The organism is Paenibacillus pinistramenti, from assembly GCF_005869875.1.
Classification (GTDB): domain Bacteria; phylum Bacillota; class Bacilli; order Paenibacillales; family Paenibacillaceae; genus Fontibacillus; species Fontibacillus pinistramenti.
The window spans coordinates 163885-181515 of record NZ_VAWG01000006.1 but is presented as its reverse complement, the minus strand read 5'-3'; the positions used below and the strand labels follow the sequence as shown (position 1 = coordinate 181515).

Genomic DNA, 17631 nt, shown 5'->3' with positions numbered 1-17631 from the left:
ATGACGATCTTCCAACCTGTAAGCAGTGAACGCAGCCTGACAGAGGCTGTTTACGATAAGACGATTCCGGCGGGAGACGGCTGGATGCACGATCTGCTGCCCGGCCAGGTGCTCCGGATCGTCGATGTAGAAGGAAACCAGGCGGTGGATACGCTGTTCTACTCTGCCGAAGACCCGGCTGACCATTACAGCGCAGTAGGCACCATTACCCGGCAGCGCAGCCTGTATTTAACGACAGGCTCCGTGCTGGTTGCTGAATCCGGGCGCGAACTGCTGAAGATTACAGCCGATACTTGCGGACGCCATGATACGATCGGCGGGGCCTGCTCGGCCCAGAGCAATACGGTCCGGTATTCGCATGATACGCTGCCGATGCACAGCTGCCGGGATACGTTCATGCGGATGCTGTCCGGGCGGAGTGAATTCACCAAACGCGACCTGGCCCCGAATGTCAATTTCTTTATGAATGTGCCGGTTACGCCGGAAGGAGGACTGACCTTTGCGGACGGCATCTCCGGCCCCGGCCGGTATGTGGAGCTGACCGCTCTCGCTCCGGTTACCGTGCTGATCAGCAACTGTCCGCAGCTTAACAATCCCTGCAACGGCTATAATCCGACACCCGCAAGAGTCTTGATCTGGAATGGAGAGGGGAGTGAGGCCCATGTTTAAGAAGATTCTGATTGCCAACCGCGGCGCCATCGCTGTCCGCATCGAACGTACCCTGCGCAGGATGGGCATCGCTTCCGTCGCCGTATACACCAAAGCGGATCAGGACAGCCTCCATGTGGCGCAGGCGGATGAAGCGGTGCAGATTGGAGAAGGCCCGGCTAAAGAAAGCTATGTGAATGCAGCGCTGATTCTGCGCACGGCGATTGAAACGGGGGCGGACGCAATCCATCCCGGCTATGGCTTTCTGAGTGAAAATGCCGAATTTGCCAAAGCGTGCGCCGAACACGGCATTACCTTTATCGGCCCGTCCCCGGAGCACATCGAGATGTTCGGCCTTAAACATACGGCCCGCTCAATGGCGCAGGCGGCCGGCGTCCCGCTGCTGCCTGGAACGGAGCTCATTACCTCAGTCGAGGAAGCGGTTCAGGCCGCTGCAGCGATCGGTTATCCGGTCATTCTGAAGAGTACGGCCGGCGGGGGCGGAATCGGCATGCGGATCTGCCAGGATGCAGACGCTCTGCGCGAAGCATTCGGCTCCGTCACCCGGCTTGCACTTGCCAACTTTAATGACGGCGGCGTGTTCCTGGAGAAATACGTGGGCCGCGCCCGCCACGTCGAAGTGCAGATCTTCGGCAACGCCTATGGAGAGGCGGCCGCGCTCGGCGAGCGGGACTGCTCCGTCCAGCGGCGGAACCAGAAGATTATTGAAGAAACGCCGGCGCCGCTGTTCCCGGCAGAGGTCCGCAGCCGAATGCATGAGGACGCCCGGCAGCTGGCACTTGCCGCCGGCTACCGTAGCGCCGGAACGGTAGAATTCCTCTACGATCCGGAGGAGGAGAAGTATTATTTTCTGGAGGTGAATACCCGCCTTCAGGTGGAGCACGGGGTGACCGAGGAGGTGCTCGGCATTGACCTGGTGGAATGGATGGTGCGTGAAGCGGCGGGAGAGCTGCGGAATCTGGATGAATTGAAAGGCCGCCCGCAGGGGCACAGCCTGCAGGTGCGGCTCTATGCCGAGGATGCGGTCAACGGATTCCGGCCGAGCGACGGCATGATCGATCAGATCGTATGGCCGCAGGATACGCGGGTTGAAACCTGGATTCAGAAGGGCGTGCAGGTGACCACGCTGTATGATCCGATGCTCGCCAAGCTGATTGTTCATGCGCCTGACCGCGAAGAGGCGATAACAGCCATGACCAAAGCGCTGGGAGAGCTGCGCGTCTACGGGCTGACGACGAACAAAGCTTATATAGAAGCTTTTTTGCAGACGCCTGCATTTCGGGAGGGGCAGGTCTATACGCACATGCTGAACGGGTTCACGCCGGCCGAGCATGCCATTGAGGTGCTGGACGGCGGTGTCCAGACGACGGTTCAGGACGATCCCGGCCGGATCGGCTATTGGGACATCGGTGTTCCGCCGTCCGGCCCGATGGACCGGCTGGCCTTCCGCACCGGCAACCGTCTGCTCGGCAACGAGGACAGCGCGGCCGGCCTGGAGATGACGCTGCGCGGCGGCGCCTACCGGTTCAGGGATGACATGGTCATCTGCCTGACGGGCGCGGATATGGAAGCCGAGCTGGACGGCGAACGGGTGCTGATGTACGCGCCGCTGTCCGTTAAGGCGGGCTCGACGCTGACGCTCGGGGAAGCCAAGCATGGCATGCGGACCTATCTGCTCGTTGCGGGCGGCCTGGATATGCCGCAGACGCTCGGCAGCGCCGCCACGTTTACGCTCGGCGGCTTCGGCGGGCATTCCGGCAGCGCGCTCCGCGCCGGAGCTGTGCTCGGGGTCAACCGCAGGGAGCACAGCGCGGGCGCAGGCACGGACGCAGGCGGAGGTACGAACGGGAACGGAGGCGGCGGAAATGCCGCCCTGCATCCGGCGCTGCTTCCAGCGCTGCGGGCGGAGTCCAGACCGGCCTATGGCCGGGAATGGACGATCGGTGTCATCCCGGGCCCGCACTGTACGGCCGAATATCTGCTGCCAGATTATCTGGACCAGCTGACAGAGACGGCGTGGGAGGTGCACTTCAACAGCTCGCGCACCGGCGTGCGGCTGATCGGGCCTGCTCCGCTGTGGGCGCGGGAGGACGGCGGTGATGCCGGTCTTCACCCGTCCAACATCCATGACAACGCCTATGCTATAGGCGCGCTTGATTTGACCGGCGACATGCCGATTCTGCTGGGCCCGGACGGCCCGAGCCTCGGCGGCTTTGTCTGTCCGGTGACGACAGCGACGGCTGAGCTGTGGAAGATCGGCCAGCTGCATCCCGGCGATACCGTCCGGTTTCAGCTGATCACGGTGGAGGAGGCGGAGCAGCTGCGCCGGGAGCAGGAGCAGTATCTGGCCAGCCTCGCCGGCCAGTCGGAGCTGCCGGAGCTCCCGCCGGTATCTAGCGGAGAGTATATGCCGCTTCTCGCTTATGAGGAGGCGGGGCGCCGTTTTCCAATCGCGGTCCGCTGCTCCGGGGATGAGAACCTGCTCGTCGAATACGGCGAGCGTGAGCTGGATCTGCTGTACCGCTTCCAGGTGTACATGCTGATGCAGGCGATTAAAGACAGCGGGCGCATTCCTTATATGGAAATGACGCCGGGGATCCGCTCCCTGCAGATTCATCTGGACGCGTCCAGAATGACGGTCAAGGAAGCCGCAGCGGCTGTCCTGGAGATTGACGAGGCGCTGCCGCCGCTGGATTCGATTGAGGTTCCGTCCCGGATCGTCAGACTGCCTTTGTCCTGGGATGATCCGGCTACGCGGCTTGCCATCGAACGCTACCAGCAAAATGTGCGCCCGGACGCTCCGTGGTGTCCGAGCAATCTGGAATTTATCCGCCGGATGAACGGGCTGGGCTCGCTGGAGGAGGTGGCGGAGGTTGTGTTTAACGCCTCCTATCTCGTCATGGGTCTCGGCGATGTGTATCTTGGAGCGCCGGTTGCCGTGCCGCTTGATCCGCGCCACCGGCTGGTCACGACCAAATACAACCCGGCCCGGACCTGGACACCGGAAAATGCCGTCGGCATCGGCGGCGCCTACATGTGCGTCTACGGCATGGAGGGCCCGGGTGGCTACCAGTTTGTCGGCCGCACCGTGCAGATGTGGAACAAGCATTATGAAACCGCCAATTTTGAGCAGGGCAAACCCTGGCTGCTGCGCTTCTTCGACCAGATCCAGTTCTATCCGGTGTCCGAGGAGGAGCTGCTGCAGATGCGGGAGGACTTCCCGCGCGGCCGCTTTACGCTGGAGGTGGAGGAGACGACCTTCCGTCTCGGCGATTACCTGAACTGGCTGGCGGAGATCGGGGAAGAAGCCTCGGTGTTTCGCACCAAGCAGCAGGCCGCATTCCAGCAGGAGCGCAATTATTGGAAGGAGCTCGGCATCGCCGAATACGTGTCAGAGCCTGAGGCTGCGTCCGCGCATGAGCAGGAGAGCCTGCCGGAGGGCAGCTCGGGAGTGAACAGCTCGATGTCCGGCAGCGTGTGGAAGGTGCTCGTCTCCGCCGGGGATGAGGTGCGCAAGGGCGATACCCTTTTAATAGAAGAAAGTATGAAAATGGAGTTCCATCAGCAGGCTCCATTCGACGGTGTCGTGGCTTCCGTATATGTATCCGCGGGAGACGAAGTAAGAGCCGGCGACTGCATTGTCGCCTTATATCCGGTAGAGAAGGAGGCGGTTGTCTGATGTCCGTGAACGCCGTACCTGTTGAATTGACTTTTTCTTCCCTGCGCCAGGGCTATCTGTCCAAAGCTTTTACACCTCGGGAGGTGATTGAAGCCATTATCCGGCGGGCCGAACGCGACCGGGAGATGAACATTTGGATTCTGCCGCCCGCGCTTGAGCGCATCGAGCCGTATCTTGACCGCTTGAGCCAGCTTGACCCGGTCGTGAGCCCCCTGTGGGGGATTCCCTTTGCGGTCAAGGACAACATCGCGGTGGCGGGCTGGCCGGTTACGGCCGGCTGCCCGGCCTATGCGTTCACCCCGGAGGAGCATGCCGGCGTAGTCGAGCGGCTGGCGGCAGCAGGTGCCATTCCGGTCGGCAAAACCAACCTCGACCAGTTCGCCACCGGCCTGGTCGGCACCCGCAGCCCTTACGGCGGCACGCATAACTCGCTGCGTCCCGAGCTGATCAGCGGCGGCTCCAGCTCGGGCTCCGCCGTGTCGGTCGCCCGCGGCCAGGCGGCCTTCTCGCTGGGCACGGACACCGCCGGCTCCGGCCGCGTGCCGGCCGCGCTGAACCGGCTTGTCGGCTATAAGCCGGCCGTCGGGGCGTGGCCGCTCAGCGGGGTCGTGCCCGCCTGCCGCAGCATCGACTGTGTGAACGTGTTCGCACACAGCGTAGAAGACGCAGCTGCGGCCGACAGCGTCCTCCGCGGTCTGGCGGAGGACGATCCGTTCTCCGCCGGCCGGCCGCTCGGGCGTCCGGTTCTGCCGAAGGTGTGGCTGCTGCCCAAAGGGCCGCTGCAGTTCTTCGGCCCGTTCGCCCGCGAATATGAGCAGGCGTGGGAGCAGACGCAGGTCCTGATCCGCCAGTCCGGAGTGGCGGTGGAGGAGATGGACGTCAGCCTGCTGCAGGAGGCGGCGGCCCTGTTGTATGAAGGGCCGCTCGTCGCGGAGCGCTGGTCCGATCTTGGCGCATTTGTGAAAGAGCATCCGGGGGAGGTGTTCCCGGTCACGGAGACGATTCTGCGCTCCGGAGCGAAGGCGGAATTCAGCGCCGCGGCTCTCTTTCAGGCCCAGCACCGGCTGTCCGAGATTAAACGGATCACCGCCAGGGCGCTGCGCGGCGCCGTCCTCGTGCTGCCGACCTGCGGCGGAACCTGGACGCGGGAGGAGGTCATTTCGGACCCGGTCCGCACGAACAGCCTGATGGGCCTGTATACGAATCACTGCAACCTGCTGGACTTGAGTGCGGTTGCCGTGCCGGCCGTGGAGGCCGGGCCGCAGCTGCCGTTCGGGGTTACGCTGTTCACGCTGCCGGAGGAAGAAGCGAACATGACGGCGGCAGCTTCCTTCCTGGTTAGCCGGACGGCGTCCGTTACCGTTGCGGTCTGCGGCCTGCATATGAGAGGGTTTGCCCTGGAGCCGCAGATGACCGGGCTGGGAGCCGTCTTCCTCGAAGAGGCGCAGACCTCTCCCGTTTACGAGCTGTATAAGCTGGCGACGGTTCCTCCCAAGCCGGGACTGATCCGGGTGCAGGAGGGAGGCGCCTCCATTGCCGTCGAGCTGTGGCGGATGCCGGCCGCTTCTTTTGGCCTCTTTACAGCCGCCATTCCGGGCCCGCTGGGCATTGGCAAAATCGAGCTCAGCGACGGACGCATCGTCCCCGGGTTCATCTGCGAAGGCTATGCGGCCGCAGGCGGGGTAAATATTACGGCGTCCGGCGGCTGGCGCAATGCCATGACAGAAATAGGTGCCAGCCTCTGAGAGACATGAACAGCATGATCAGTATAAACAGCATGAACAGTATGATCAGCCGGCCTGCGGTGAAGCAGGCCGGCTTTATTTTTTTAGAAGATGAACAGCGAGGCCTCAACCAGGCAGTCACTCAGCCAGGCAGTCACTCAGCCAGGCAGCCAAGCAGATTTCCTTCCCGGCCCGTGGTAGAATGCACATAAGAGCGTTTTCAAGCGATGGCATAGCAGCTTTTGGCCATTCATCATTTTACATAGGGAGGAAAGAATATGTTAAAACGTACACTGGGCAGAACATCCGTGCAGATTCCGGTAATCGGCCAGGGGACCTGGAAATTTGGAGAGCATCAATCAAAGGAGCAGGAGGAGGTGGCCGCGCTCCGCTTCGGGATTGAACAGGGGCTGACTTTAATTGATACGGCTGAGGAGTATGCGGATGGAGGTTCGGAAAGGGTTGTCGGCCAGGCGATTCAGGACGTTAGACAGCATATTTTTCTGGTGACAAAGGTATCCGCCAAGCACTGCTCCTATGAGGATGTCCTTCGGTCAGCCGAAGCGAGCCTGGAGCGCTTGAAGACAAGCTATATTGATTTGTATTTGCAGCACTGGCCGAATCCGGAGATTGAGGTTGCCGAAACGATGGAGGCGATGGCGGAGCTGGTCAAGAGGGGATTAATCAAGCATGCAGGCGTAAGCAACTTCAGCCCGGAGCTCTTGCGGGAAGCCCAGCGGGCTTTGGGGGATGTTCCGCTGGTCTGCAACCAGGTCGGGTATCATTTGAATGACCGGCGGATCGAGAAGGATGTCCTGCCCTATTGCCAGGAAAATGGTATTACCGTCATAGGCTACTCCCCGTTCGGGTACGCGCCGAAGGTGTTTGGCGGTGAAGGATTTCCGGAAGAGGGGACGAAGGAGCGCAGGGCTTTGGATGAAATAGCGGGCAAATACGGAGTCACCGCTTATCAGGTCGCCTTGAACTGGGTGGTGATGCAGCATGATCTCGTTACGATTCCGAAGGCGGCAAGCCGGAAGCATATTCAGGATAATCTGAACGCTTTGCATTTCCGGCTGGACCCGGAGGATCTGGAGCAGATCGAGGCCTTTTTCCCAATTCATTAAAAGGAATGGAATTCAATTCAATTGAATTGAATCGTCAGCAGAGTCAGACAGAGGCAGGGCGGGCTTCAGGCGTGAGGCTTTCCCTGATTCTTTGTTTCATAATCTAGTCGGGAGGACAAGCTCATGACAAAAAATTTTATCAAAGGAATGGACATCTCCTTCTGGGATGAGATCATCTCAGAGGGCGGTGCTTATTATGAGGACGGGCGGGAAAAGGATCTGCTCGCCATCCTGAAGGACAGCGGAGTGAATTCCATCCGGCTGAGGCTGTGGAATGATCCTGAAGCCGGTTATGTGAACCTGGAGCGCACCAAGCTGACTGCCAAGAAGATCAAAGAAGCCGGAATGCATTTTCTGCTCGATTTTCACTATTCCGACTATTGGGCGGACCCTCAGAAGCAGACCAAGCCGAAGGCCTGGGAACAGCTTTCTTTTCCGGAGCTGGTTCAGGCGGTTGAGGATTTCACTGAACAAGCCCTGACCGAGCTTAAAGCGCAGGGAACGCTGCCGGACATGGTGCAGATCGGAAATGAAATTACGCCAGGCATGCTGTGGGAGGAAGGCAAAGTTGGCGTTTGGGCCGATGCAGGCACTGCCGAGGAACGCTGGATCGGGGAGGAGCGGCTGAACACTGAAGAGCAGTGGTCCCGGCTTGCCGAGCTGGTGAAGGCCGGAATCAAGGGGGCCAAGCGGGCAGCCGGAGATGCTCCGGAATTTGAAATCATGATCCACCTTGACCGGGGCGGGGATAACGCGGCAAGCCGTTATTTTCTGGACAGGCTGCTCGCCCATGGGGCTGAATTCGACGTCATCGGGCAGTCCTTCTACCCTTGGTGGCATGGAACCTTGAAGCAGCTGGAGGACAATTTGAATGACTTGGCGGTCCGATACGGCAAGGACCTTATCGTTGTGGAGACGGCTTATCCCTGGACGCTGACTCCGGAGGACGGCCTGGAGTTTATTGTCAGCACCGATGAGCGGCTGCCTGAAGAGTATCCTCCGACTGTGGAGGGGCAGGCGCGTTATTTGACCGAATTAATGGACATGATCCGCCGCACGCCGGACGGCCGGGGCCGCGGATTCCACTACTGGGAGCCGGCCTGGATTCCAAGCAAGGAACAGTGGTCGGTGAACCATCCGAACAATTGGGCGAACCTGACGCTGTTTGATTTTAAGGGGAACAAGCTCAGTTCGCTTGATGCGCTGCGTCCATAAGGGGGGCGGTGAGGAAGGCCGGTGAAAGGGCAGGCAGGGCAGGCTTAAGCATTTTTGCGGAGCCTGCTTTTTTTATTTTGCGGAAAGGATCGGTCAAACCGCTCAAATCGGTCACGAACCGGTCACAAACCGAACCCCTTAATCGTCTTGTATTCATCCAAGAGGAAAGGGTGGAGCTGCATGATGCAGAAGGACAATGAGGCAGTCAATGAGGCAGTCAATGAGGCAGTCAATGAGGCAGTCAATGAGGCATTCAATGAGACAGTCAATGAAGCAGTCAATGAGGCGGTATGGGAGGTTATCGTGATCGGGGCCGGGATCGCCGGGTTAACGGCTTCGATTTATTTGGCAAGGGCAGGGCTGAACGTACTGCTGCTCGAAAAATCACACCCCGGCGGCCGCGCCGCTTCAACCGAGATGGAGGGCGCAAGCGTAAACCTGGGAGCCCATGCCCTCAACCGGAGTGTGCTCCCTATTCTGAGGGAGGTAGGCATCACGCCTGCCGGAGCGCCGCCAAAGCTGCCAAACGCCTTGGTATTCAAAGAGGCAGACGGCGGGCACAGGGCGCTCCCTCTTGGGCAGCTCCTGCTCGGTTCGTTCCTGAAGTGGCATGAGAAGCTGGAGCTGATCCGCTTCTACAGCCGCTTCCGCAGGGCGGACCTGGCGAGTCTGCATACGGTCAGCCTGCAGGATTATCTTGCCGGCCAGCTTGCCAGCCCGCGCGTGCGCAGCATCGTACTCGCGCTGGTCCGCTTGTCCACCTACTCGGATGCTCCCGAACTGCTGAGCGCCGCTGCCGCACTCGGGCAGCTCAAGCAGGACAAAGTGCTGTACCTGGACGGCGGCTGGCAGAGCCTGGTGAACGGGCTTGCTGAGCAGGCCCGGCAGGCTGGCGTGACGATCCGGACCGGCTCGCCCGTCCGCGAAATTACCGGCAGCGCGCCTGTAATGACCGTAACTTTAAAGGATGGAACACCGTTCACCGCCCGCCGCGTTCTTTCCACGGCCGGTCCGCTGGAGACGCTGGCCCTGCTCAACCCCGCGCTCAGCCGGGAGGAAGCCGCCGTTTATCAGCAGCTGGTTCCAGTCCGTGCAGCCTGTCTGGATCTCGTTGTATCCGGAATGCCTTTCCCTAAAGTAAACTTTGTATTAGGCGCGGAGGAGCCGCTGTATTACGCCAACCATTCCGCTGCCGCCTCATTGTCCCGCAATCCGGCCCATCAGGTCATTCATGTGATGAAGTATCTGCCCGCTGCCGGAGACACCGATCCGAAGCAGGATGAAGCTGAGCTTAAAGGCTTTCTCGAGCTTATACAGCCAGGCTGGAGCAGGCAGGTCATCCGGCAGCGCTTCCTGCCGCGGATGCTCGTCTCGCATTCACTGGTCACCGCCTCCGCCGGCGGCTTGGCTGGAAGACCCGGACCTGCGGTCCCGGGGCGGCCGGGCTTGTACGCTGCGGGCGATTGGGTGGGCGCTGAAGGAATGCTGGCGAACGCAGCTTTGGCGAGCGCAAAGGAAGCTGCCGGAAGTATAATAGCAGGCATAGAACAACTTGAAGGAAGGAATACGCGTGGAGCTTGATTCCGTATACAGGACGTACAGACCCCTTCTGCTGTCCCTCGCCTACCGCATGTTAGGAACCGTTACCGAAGCGGAGGACTTGGTGCAGGACGTGTTTATAACGGTGCAGCAGCAGAACCTCTATCAGGAGGAGAGTGCCGTCCGCAGCCTCAAGGCCTATCTGTGCAAAATGGTGACGAACCGCTGCCTGGACCAGCTGAAATCCGCACGCAAACAGCGAGAAGTCTACACCGGCCCCTGGCTGCCGGAGCCTCTCGTGCAGGATTACGCCATTACGCCCGGCCCGGCCTCAGCCGCGGGACAGCAGGCACAGGATCCGCTTCAAATTCTCCTGCTGGAGGATACTTTGTCCTATGCTTTTCTCGTGATGCTTGAGCGGCTGACCCCTGTTGAACGGGCTGTGTTCATTCTGAGGGAAGCCTTTGATTTCAACTACCACGAAATCGCGGATTTCGTAAACCGGACAGAGCCGGGGTGCCGGAAGATTTACAGCCGTCTCAAACGAAAAATCCAGGAGGAACGGCCCGCAGAGCCGTTCTCCAGCAGCAGGGCCGAGCAGCTTGTGCTGCAGTTCCTTCATGCCGGGGCGACCGGAGATATGGAAGGGCTCCTGGCGCTGCTGGCCGAGGATATTGTGCTGTACAGCGACGGCGGCGGCAAGGTCCTGGCCGCATTAAGGCCTGTTCATTCCAGCCAGCGGGTTCTGGCGTTTATTCAAGGGCTGATTGCCAAAGGCCAAGGCCAAAGTCAAGGCCAGGACGGCAGTGCAGGGGGCGTCCGCCTTGTCCGGGTAAACGGCCAGCCGGGGCTTGTGCTGACCAGCGCGGAGGAGGCTTATCCAACTGTTGTCAGCCTGGAATTCCAAGATGACCGCATTCAGCGGATCTATCTGATCCGCAACCCGGATAAGCTTCAGCACCTGAAGTTAAGTGCAGCCGAATAAACGATGCGGGCAACCATAACGGGAAACAGGCAGCAAAAAAAAATCGCCGCGCGCCTGAAGCGGCGCGCGGCGGTACAGAGAGCCGTTATCTTCGGCCTCTCCGTTCGTCTATTCCAATTCAACCGTCTTATTGATGTCGGTGCCTTCGGTATTTTTGCCCATCATACGGCGGAACATGAACTTGACCATTTTAAACTTGTTGCCGGAATCCCAATATTCCGCAGCTTCGGCCTTAACCTTGATGAGCACCAGATTCGGATCGTCAACGGTGGTTTCGAGAATTTCTTCGTAGGCCTTGCTCCAGAATTCCTTCAGCTTCTCGGTGCTCTGTACAAGCTCGGCTTCGCCGCGGATCGAAACGAAGGATTTTCCTGCATAAGCAACGTTAACCTGCCGGTTCTGGAGCAGCTCATGGAACTTGTCCGTATCTTTCTTCGTCAGGAACCACAGGTCGCCGTCGAACTCGACATCCTGGGTCTTCATCGGGCGAGATACGAGTCCTTCATCCGATATAGTCGTCAGCATAGCGGTATTAATGTCTTTAATGAGATCGCGAACCTTTTCGATCGCTTCTTGTTGATCATAAGCTGTATTCATTTCTTCATTCACCATCCTCTGAAATAGTCTTTCAATATTATTACACCCGTCACGCTTCGCTAAACAAAAACATAAACTCAGGACCGGCAGAGGTCCGGGGACCAGACATGAATGAATAAAGGCCGGGAGCGGCAAGATAGGAACGTAGTATCTATCCCCATTTTCCAGAGGAGGATTACTGTTATGGCTGACCAGAAAAGAAGGAAAGAAGCTGCCTGGAAGTCGCGGAAGCAGGAACAGCATCCCCATGGCAAGATCAAATCGCTCAAGGAATTGTCGGGCGAATATGACGAGGAGCATACTACCAGATAACAAAGGGGAGGCTGCCGGGTTCATGCCCGCAGTCTTTCTTTTTTTGTGGATAGTTTTGGGGCAGGAAAAAGAATACATAACCCGCGCAAGGGTTAAGAACAGCCAATTCGTGATAGCGCATTCATACCTTCATTTGCTACAATACAAGCGTTAGAAATTCAGGCATTAGAAATCCAGGCATTAGAAATTCAGGCGTTAAAATTTCAGATGGGAACAGGAGGCAGCAATATGAACAAAAGGCCGCTGGGCAGAACGGGTCTCATGGTCAGCGAAGTCAGCTTCGGCACTTGGGCCATCGGAGGCTCATGGGGACAAACGGATGAAGCGGAATCGCTTCGCGCGCTGGACAAGGCGATGGATGAGGGCGTCAACTTTTTCGATACAGCCGACGTTTACGGCGACGGCAGGAGCGAGCGGCTGCTCGCCCGCGCCACGAAGGGCAAGGAAGACCGCATTCATATCGCTACTAAATTTTGCCGCCAGGGGGATATCTTCGATCCGCAGACCTACTCGGAGCAGCGTGTCCGCCAGTGGTGCGAGGACAGCCTGAAGCGGCTGGAGCGGGACACGATCGACCTGTATCAGATTCACTGCGCACCGTTTGAAATTTTGAAGCAGGGCGCTGTGTTTGAGGTGCTGGACAAGCTGCAGCAGGAAGGAAAAATCCGCGCCTACGGCGTCAGCGTCGAAACCGTGGAAGAAGGCCTGTTCTGTCTGGAGCAGTCCGGCGTGCAGGCGCTGCAGATTATATTCAACATCTTCCGGCAGAAGCCGATTGCGGAGCTTCTTCCGAAGGCGGGCGAGCGCGGAACCGGGCTGCTCGTCCGGCTGCCGCTGGCCAGCGGTCTCCTGACCGGCAAGTTTACAGCGCAGTCTACCTTTGAAGCGGAGGACCACCGGAACTTCAACAGGGACGGCGCAGCGTTTAATGTGGGCGAGACCTTTGCGGGGCTGCCGTTTGACAAAGGCGTTGAGCTTGCGTTGCAGCTCGGCTGGATTGCGGAGGGCCGGGGCAATATGACGCGCGCCGCGCTCCGCTGGCTGCTCGATTTCAAGGAGATCACCTGCGTCATTCCAGGCTTCAAGAACGTCCGGCAGGTCGAAGACAATCTCGGCGTGCTGCAGGCGAACCCGTTCAGCGCGGAAGAGCACGAGCGTCTGCGTAAATTTTACGAAGAGCAGGTCCATGACCATATCCGCGGAGCTTATTAAGCAGAAGAGTGGACAAAGCAGAAGAGCGAACAGAAAAGGAGCCTTCCGGGGCTCCTTCTGTCTGCCTGCTGTTCAATTATTTTCCCAGCTTATTCTGCCGCGCCAGTCTCCTCTACCCTAAGAAGCATGTCCACATGGGGGATGTCGTCCTCCAGATAAACGTCCGAGATTCCCTTAAATCCGAAGGAGCCGTAGAAATGCTCCAGATAATGCTGGGCCTGAATCTTGATCTCCCGCTCTCCCCATACCTCTGTTATATAAGAAATGGCCATTGACATCAGGTCCCTCGCCAGTCCTTGTCCTCTATACGCCTGATTCACAATCACCCTCCCGATCGAAGCCTGAGGGTAGGACACTCCCTGCGGCAGCAGGCGGCAGTAAGCCGCGATTTCGCCGTTGTCCGTCTCCAGAAACAGATGATGGCTGGCCAGGTCCTTGTTATCGACCTCCGGGTACAGGCAGTTCTGCTCCAGCATAAATACATTGACCCGGTTCTGCAGAATCCGGTACACCTCCAGGCCGGTCAGCTTGTCAAACGCTTTCAATTTCCATTCCATGATGTGCACTTCCTTTCCGTGAAATCCATTATAGCACCAAAATTGAACTGCCCCTCTGTTTTGGGCTATAGTTATTCCAAGAGGGTTAACGCCATAACAGAAGGGACTTTTGAGTAATGGATTCATTATCGCAGATCGATCAATTGAAGAGATTCAGGCATGAAATTACCCGCTTTATGCTGATTTATAAGTTCGCCTTAGATGAAATTGAGACCAAAATCGACATTCTCAAGGAAGAATTTCAGACGCTGCACGACTACAGCCCGATTGAACATACCAAATCCCGATTGAAGTCGCCCGACAGTATCATGAACAAGATGCTCCGGAAAAATCGCGAGTTCTCGCTGGCCGGCATCCGCGGCTCCATCAAGGACATTGCAGGCCTGCGCATCACCTGCTCCTTTATCTCTGACATTTACACCGTCAGCGAGATGCTGCAGAAGCAGGATGACCTGAAGGTGCTTGAGATTAAGGACTACATAGCGCATCCGAAGCCAAACGGATACCGCAGCCTGCATCTGCTGGTGGAAGTGCCGGTCTTTATGTCTGACACCTGCGAGCATGTCTGTGTAGAGATTCAGATCCGCACCATTGCGATGGATTTCTGGGCGAGCCTGGAGCATAAAATTTTCTACAAATACAGCCAGACCGTGCCGCAGGCACTGCTGAACGAGCTGAAGGCCGCAGCCGAAGCCGCCAACGCGCTGGACCACCAGATGGAGCGGCTGCAGCGGGAGGTTCAGGAAGTGAAGGATGCGAACAGCGAAGCGGAAGCCGAGGAGCTGCAGAAGATCAGCCTTAACGACCGGCAGTTTATGCTGCCGGCCAACTTCATGAAGCTGCTGGGGGAATAGGAAGCGGCTGCTTCCGGTCCATGCATGGATTTAATTGGCACGGGCAAACTAAAGCTCAGGTGTAGACAACGCTTTCATCCTGTGCTATCTTAAATACGAGGCTTGTTACCGGTAACGCGGGCAAAACCACAATAGGATGAATACTTGATACGTTTCGTAAGTATTCTGTTTCTGTTGTCGGTTTTGCCCGCTTTTTATTTTCCTCAAAATTAGGTGGTTATCATGATTATCAAACAAATCTTTAACAACAACATTGTCAGCTCCCTGGATGCGAAAGGCCGCGAGGTCCTTATCCTCAGCAGAGGCATCGGGTTTAACCATAAAGCCGGCGATGAGCTTGACGAGAGCCAGCTGGAGAAGGTTTTTCATCTGAAGGACGAGGCGATTTACGAGAAGTTTAAAGCCACGCTGATGGAGACGCCGATGGAGATTCTGCAGGTCACGGATGACATCGTCACGCTTGCCCGCACCCAGCTGAACAAGAAGATTAGTGATGGCATCTACATCTCGCTGTCCGACCACATTCATTTTGCGACGACACGGATTAAGGAGAACATGATTGTCCAGAATCCTTTATCGTGGGAGATTCAGCATTTCTACAAAGCCGAATATGATGTGGCCAAGGAATCCATTACGCTGCTGCGGGAGCGGCTTGGCATCGAGTTTCCGAAGGAGGAGATCTGCAACATTGCGCTGCACTTCGTAAACGCCGAAATTAACGACTCCATGAATGATGTGACGCACATGATGCACCTGCTGCAGGATATCATGAATATCATCAAATATCATTTTAATGTGGAGTTTGATGAAGAGGGTGTGGAATACTTCCGATTTATTACGCATCTCAAGTATTTCTGCCAGCGGGTCATCACGCATACCAGCTATAACGATACGGAGGAGTATCTGTATCAGGTGGTCCGCAAGAACTATCCGGAGACGTTTGTCTGCATTGACAAGATCGAACGCTTTATCCGGAAGAACTACGATTACAGCATGACGCATTCGGAGCAGATGTATCTGGCCCTGCATCTGGAGCGTCTAATGAGAAGAAAATAAGCTTATGGGCTTGTAACTGTTCAATCAGGCAAAACCCGAATGATGAGCTGCGGAAAATGGCGAAGCTTCAAGCTCCCCGTCCCGTGCTTTCGTTCGGGTTATTTTAGTTCAATTTATTTGGGGGGATTCAGATGAATTACCAGGAAACGGCCAACAAAATCGTCGAAGGGGTCGGCGGCAAAAATAACATCAACTCCGTATACCACTGTGTCACTCGGCTTCGTTTCGATCTTAAAGATAATAGCAAGGCCGACAAAGCGGCTTTGGAGAAGCTGGATAAGGTCATGGGAACCAACATTGCCGGGAAGCAGTATCAGGTCATTATCGGCAATGACGTAGCCAGAGTATTTGATTCCATTGTCAAGGAATACCCGGAACTTCAGGACAAGAAGGAGAAAGAACAGGACGCCGGGGAGCAGAAGAACAAGAATGTCATCTCGCGTCTGTTTGAATTCATCGCCAGCGTGTTTGCGCCGATTCTGCCTGCGATTGCGGGCGCCGGTCTGCTGAAGGGCTTCATTGCGCTGTTTGTTTCACTTGGCTGGCTGTCGGCCGGTTCGGATACGTACCGGATTATTTCGTCCATCGGGGATGGCGTGTTCCACTTCCTGCCGATGCTGATTGCGTTTAGTGCGGCACGCAAGTTCAATTCCAATCCTTTTGTCGCCGTAGCGGTGAGTATGGCGCTGATGAGCCCGGATATTACGGCTCTGCTGTCAAGCGGCAATCCGGTTGCCTTCCTGGGCATCCCGGTTACTTCGGTTACCTATGCCTCATCGGTCATTCCGATTCTGCTGGCCGTCTGGCTGCTGTCTTATGTGGAAAAAGGCTTCAATAAGATCATTCCGTCTTCACTCAAACTGTTGTTTGTCCCGTTGTTCAGCTTATTGATTGTTGTTCCAATCACGATGATTGTTATCGGTCCGCTCGGTACCTTTGTTGGTGACGCCTTGTCCGGCGGCATTAACTGGCTGATCGTAGAGGGCGGCTTGCCTGCAGGTATTATTTTGGGCGGCGCTATGGCGCTGATCGTCATGACCGGGATGCACTACGCTCTTGTGCCGGTTATTCTCAGCAACCTGGCTACATCCGGTTTTGACAAGTTCCTGCCGCTGACTTACATCTCCAACATGGGTCAGGCGGGAGCGACAGCGGGAGTATTCTTCCGCGCCAAAGACAAGAAGCTGAAATCCCTCGCGCTTTCCACGGCTTTGACTGCCCTTATGGGGGTAACGGAGCCGGCGATGTACGGCGTCAACATGCGGTACAAAAAGCCGTTCCTGGCCGGTATGATCGGCAGTGCGGCAGGCGGCGGCTTCGCGCTGATGTTTGGGGTAAATGCTTACGTGCTTGCCGGCAACGGCGGCCTTCCAGGTATTCCTGCCTTTATCGGGCCGACATTCTGGTATGCGATTGGCGGTTTGGCTATTGCATTTGTCGTGTCGCTGATTGTCTCCATCCTGCTGGGAATCAAAGAAGAAGCGCCGGAACAGGACAATTCCCGTTCTGAAAGCAACGTTTCGGCTGAGCAGGACGAGGCTGCTGCGGCTTCGAATGCCGCTTTGTCTCCGGCAGATCTGTTGGAAGCAGGATCGGTTGAACCAACAGATGAAACGGTGTATGCCCCGCTGACAGGCACGGCCATTCCGCTGACGGAAATGGACGATCCGACCTTTGGCGAAGAAATGATGGGCAAAGGGATCGCTTTTGTGCCGGAGAGAGGCGAGCTTGTTTCTCCAGTTACGGGTACAGTTATGAACGTGTTCAAGACCAAACACGCCATCGTCATCCGCAGCACAGACGGAGTTGAGCTCCTGATGCATGTCGGCATCAACACGGTCAAGCTGCGTGGCCAATATTTCGAGGCGCATGTGCAGACAGGCGATCAAGTGAAGGCCGGCGATAAGCTGCTCACCTTTGAGCTGGATAAAATCGCCAGAGAGTACGACATCACCACCGCAATGGTTGTAACCAATACGCCGGATTATACCGTGATTGCTCCGCTTCAGCTGGGGCCGGTTGCGGCAAAACAGCCGGTGCTGAAGGTTGAAGTTTAACGGATCGGATAGCGCATAACGGATAGAGCAGGCTTTTTACAAAATAAA

At 57.2% G+C, this 17631-nt stretch carries 14 protein-coding genes; 12 read left to right on the top strand and 2 right to left on the bottom strand.

Going from position 1 to position 17631, the window contains the following annotated elements; all coding sequences use genetic code 11:
• From FCN15_RS10060 to FCN15_RS10030, 7 genes are all read left to right on the top strand, one after another.
• Window positions 1-669, top strand: a complete 669-nt coding sequence (locus tag FCN15_RS10060; protein WP_138494877.1) for an urea amidolyase associated protein UAAP2 — start codon at window positions 1-3, stop codon at window positions 667-669.
• On the top strand, window positions 662-4348 hold the full coding sequence (gene uca / locus FCN15_RS10055) for an urea carboxylase (protein ID WP_138494876.1): 3687 nt from the start codon (window positions 662-664) through the stop codon (window positions 4346-4348). Before FCN15_RS10060 ends, uca begins: the two co-directional genes overlap by 8 nt.
• Complete coding sequence (gene atzF, locus FCN15_RS10050; RefSeq protein WP_138494875.1) at window positions 4348-6093, top strand: allophanate hydrolase; 1746 nt, start codon at window positions 4348-4350, stop codon at window positions 6091-6093. Before uca ends, atzF begins: the two co-directional genes overlap by 1 nt.
• A 257-nt stretch (window positions 6094-6350) precedes the next feature.
• Window positions 6351-7199, top strand: coding sequence for an aldo/keto reductase (locus FCN15_RS10045; RefSeq protein ID WP_138494874.1), 849 nt, complete (start codon window positions 6351-6353; stop codon window positions 7197-7199).
• Window positions 7200-7322: 123 nt separating this feature from the next.
• Window positions 7323-8414 (top strand): glycoside hydrolase family 53 protein, encoded by a 1092-nt coding sequence (locus FCN15_RS10040; protein ID WP_138494873.1) that lies wholly within the window; start codon window positions 7323-7325, stop codon window positions 8412-8414.
• Between the two features lie 183 nt (window positions 8415-8597).
• On the top strand, window positions 8598-9995 hold the full coding sequence (locus FCN15_RS10035; protein WP_162515338.1) for a phytoene desaturase family protein: 1398 nt from the start codon (window positions 8598-8600) through the stop codon (window positions 9993-9995).
• Entirely contained in the window at window positions 9967-10938 is a 972-nt protein-coding gene (locus FCN15_RS10030) for an RNA polymerase sigma-70 factor (protein ID WP_238996607.1), read from the top strand. The genes FCN15_RS10035 and FCN15_RS10030 overlap by 29 nt, the downstream gene beginning before the upstream one ends.
• A 108-nt stretch (window positions 10939-11046) precedes the next feature.
• On the opposite strand, the gene FCN15_RS10025 is transcribed toward FCN15_RS10030, so the two are convergent.
• Window positions 11047-11535, bottom strand: a complete 489-nt coding sequence (locus FCN15_RS10025; protein ID WP_138494871.1) for a pyridoxamine 5'-phosphate oxidase family protein — start codon at window positions 11533-11535, stop codon at window positions 11047-11049.
• 183 nt (window positions 11536-11718) lie between these two features.
• Here FCN15_RS10025 and FCN15_RS19475 point away from each other — a divergent pair, with 183 nt between their 5' ends.
• Entirely contained in the window at window positions 11719-11847 is a 129-nt protein-coding gene (locus FCN15_RS19475; RefSeq protein WP_238996606.1) for a DUF6254 family protein, read from the top strand.
• Between the two features lie 228 nt (window positions 11848-12075).
• Window positions 12076-13059, top strand: a complete 984-nt coding sequence (locus FCN15_RS10020; RefSeq protein ID WP_138494870.1) for an aldo/keto reductase — start codon at window positions 12076-12078, stop codon at window positions 13057-13059.
• An 89-nt stretch (window positions 13060-13148) separates the two neighbouring features.
• Here FCN15_RS10020 and FCN15_RS10015 read toward each other — a convergent pair whose 3' ends face one another.
• Complete coding sequence (locus FCN15_RS10015) at window positions 13149-13616, bottom strand: GNAT family N-acetyltransferase (protein WP_138494869.1); 468 nt, start codon at window positions 13614-13616, stop codon at window positions 13149-13151.
• Window positions 13617-13732: 116 nt separating this feature from the next.
• Between FCN15_RS10015 and FCN15_RS10010 the strand changes: the two genes are divergently transcribed.
• The 3 genes from FCN15_RS10010 (at window position 13733) to FCN15_RS10000 (ending at window position 17583) form a co-directional block, all read left to right on the top strand.
• Window positions 13733-14470, top strand: coding sequence for a GTP pyrophosphokinase (locus FCN15_RS10010; protein WP_138494868.1), 738 nt, complete (start codon window positions 13733-13735; stop codon window positions 14468-14470).
• 222 nt (window positions 14471-14692) lie between these two features.
• Window positions 14693-15526 carry a BglG family transcription antiterminator LicT gene (gene licT / locus FCN15_RS10005; protein ID WP_138494867.1) on the top strand — a complete coding sequence of 278 codons (834 nt, stop codon included), beginning with the start codon at window positions 14693-14695 and terminating at the stop codon, window positions 15524-15526.
• A 131-nt stretch (window positions 15527-15657) separates the two neighbouring features.
• On the top strand, window positions 15658-17583 hold the full coding sequence (locus FCN15_RS10000) for a beta-glucoside-specific PTS transporter subunit IIABC (RefSeq protein WP_138494866.1): 1926 nt from the start codon (window positions 15658-15660) through the stop codon (window positions 17581-17583).
• Window positions 17584-17631: the final 48 nt, after the last annotated feature.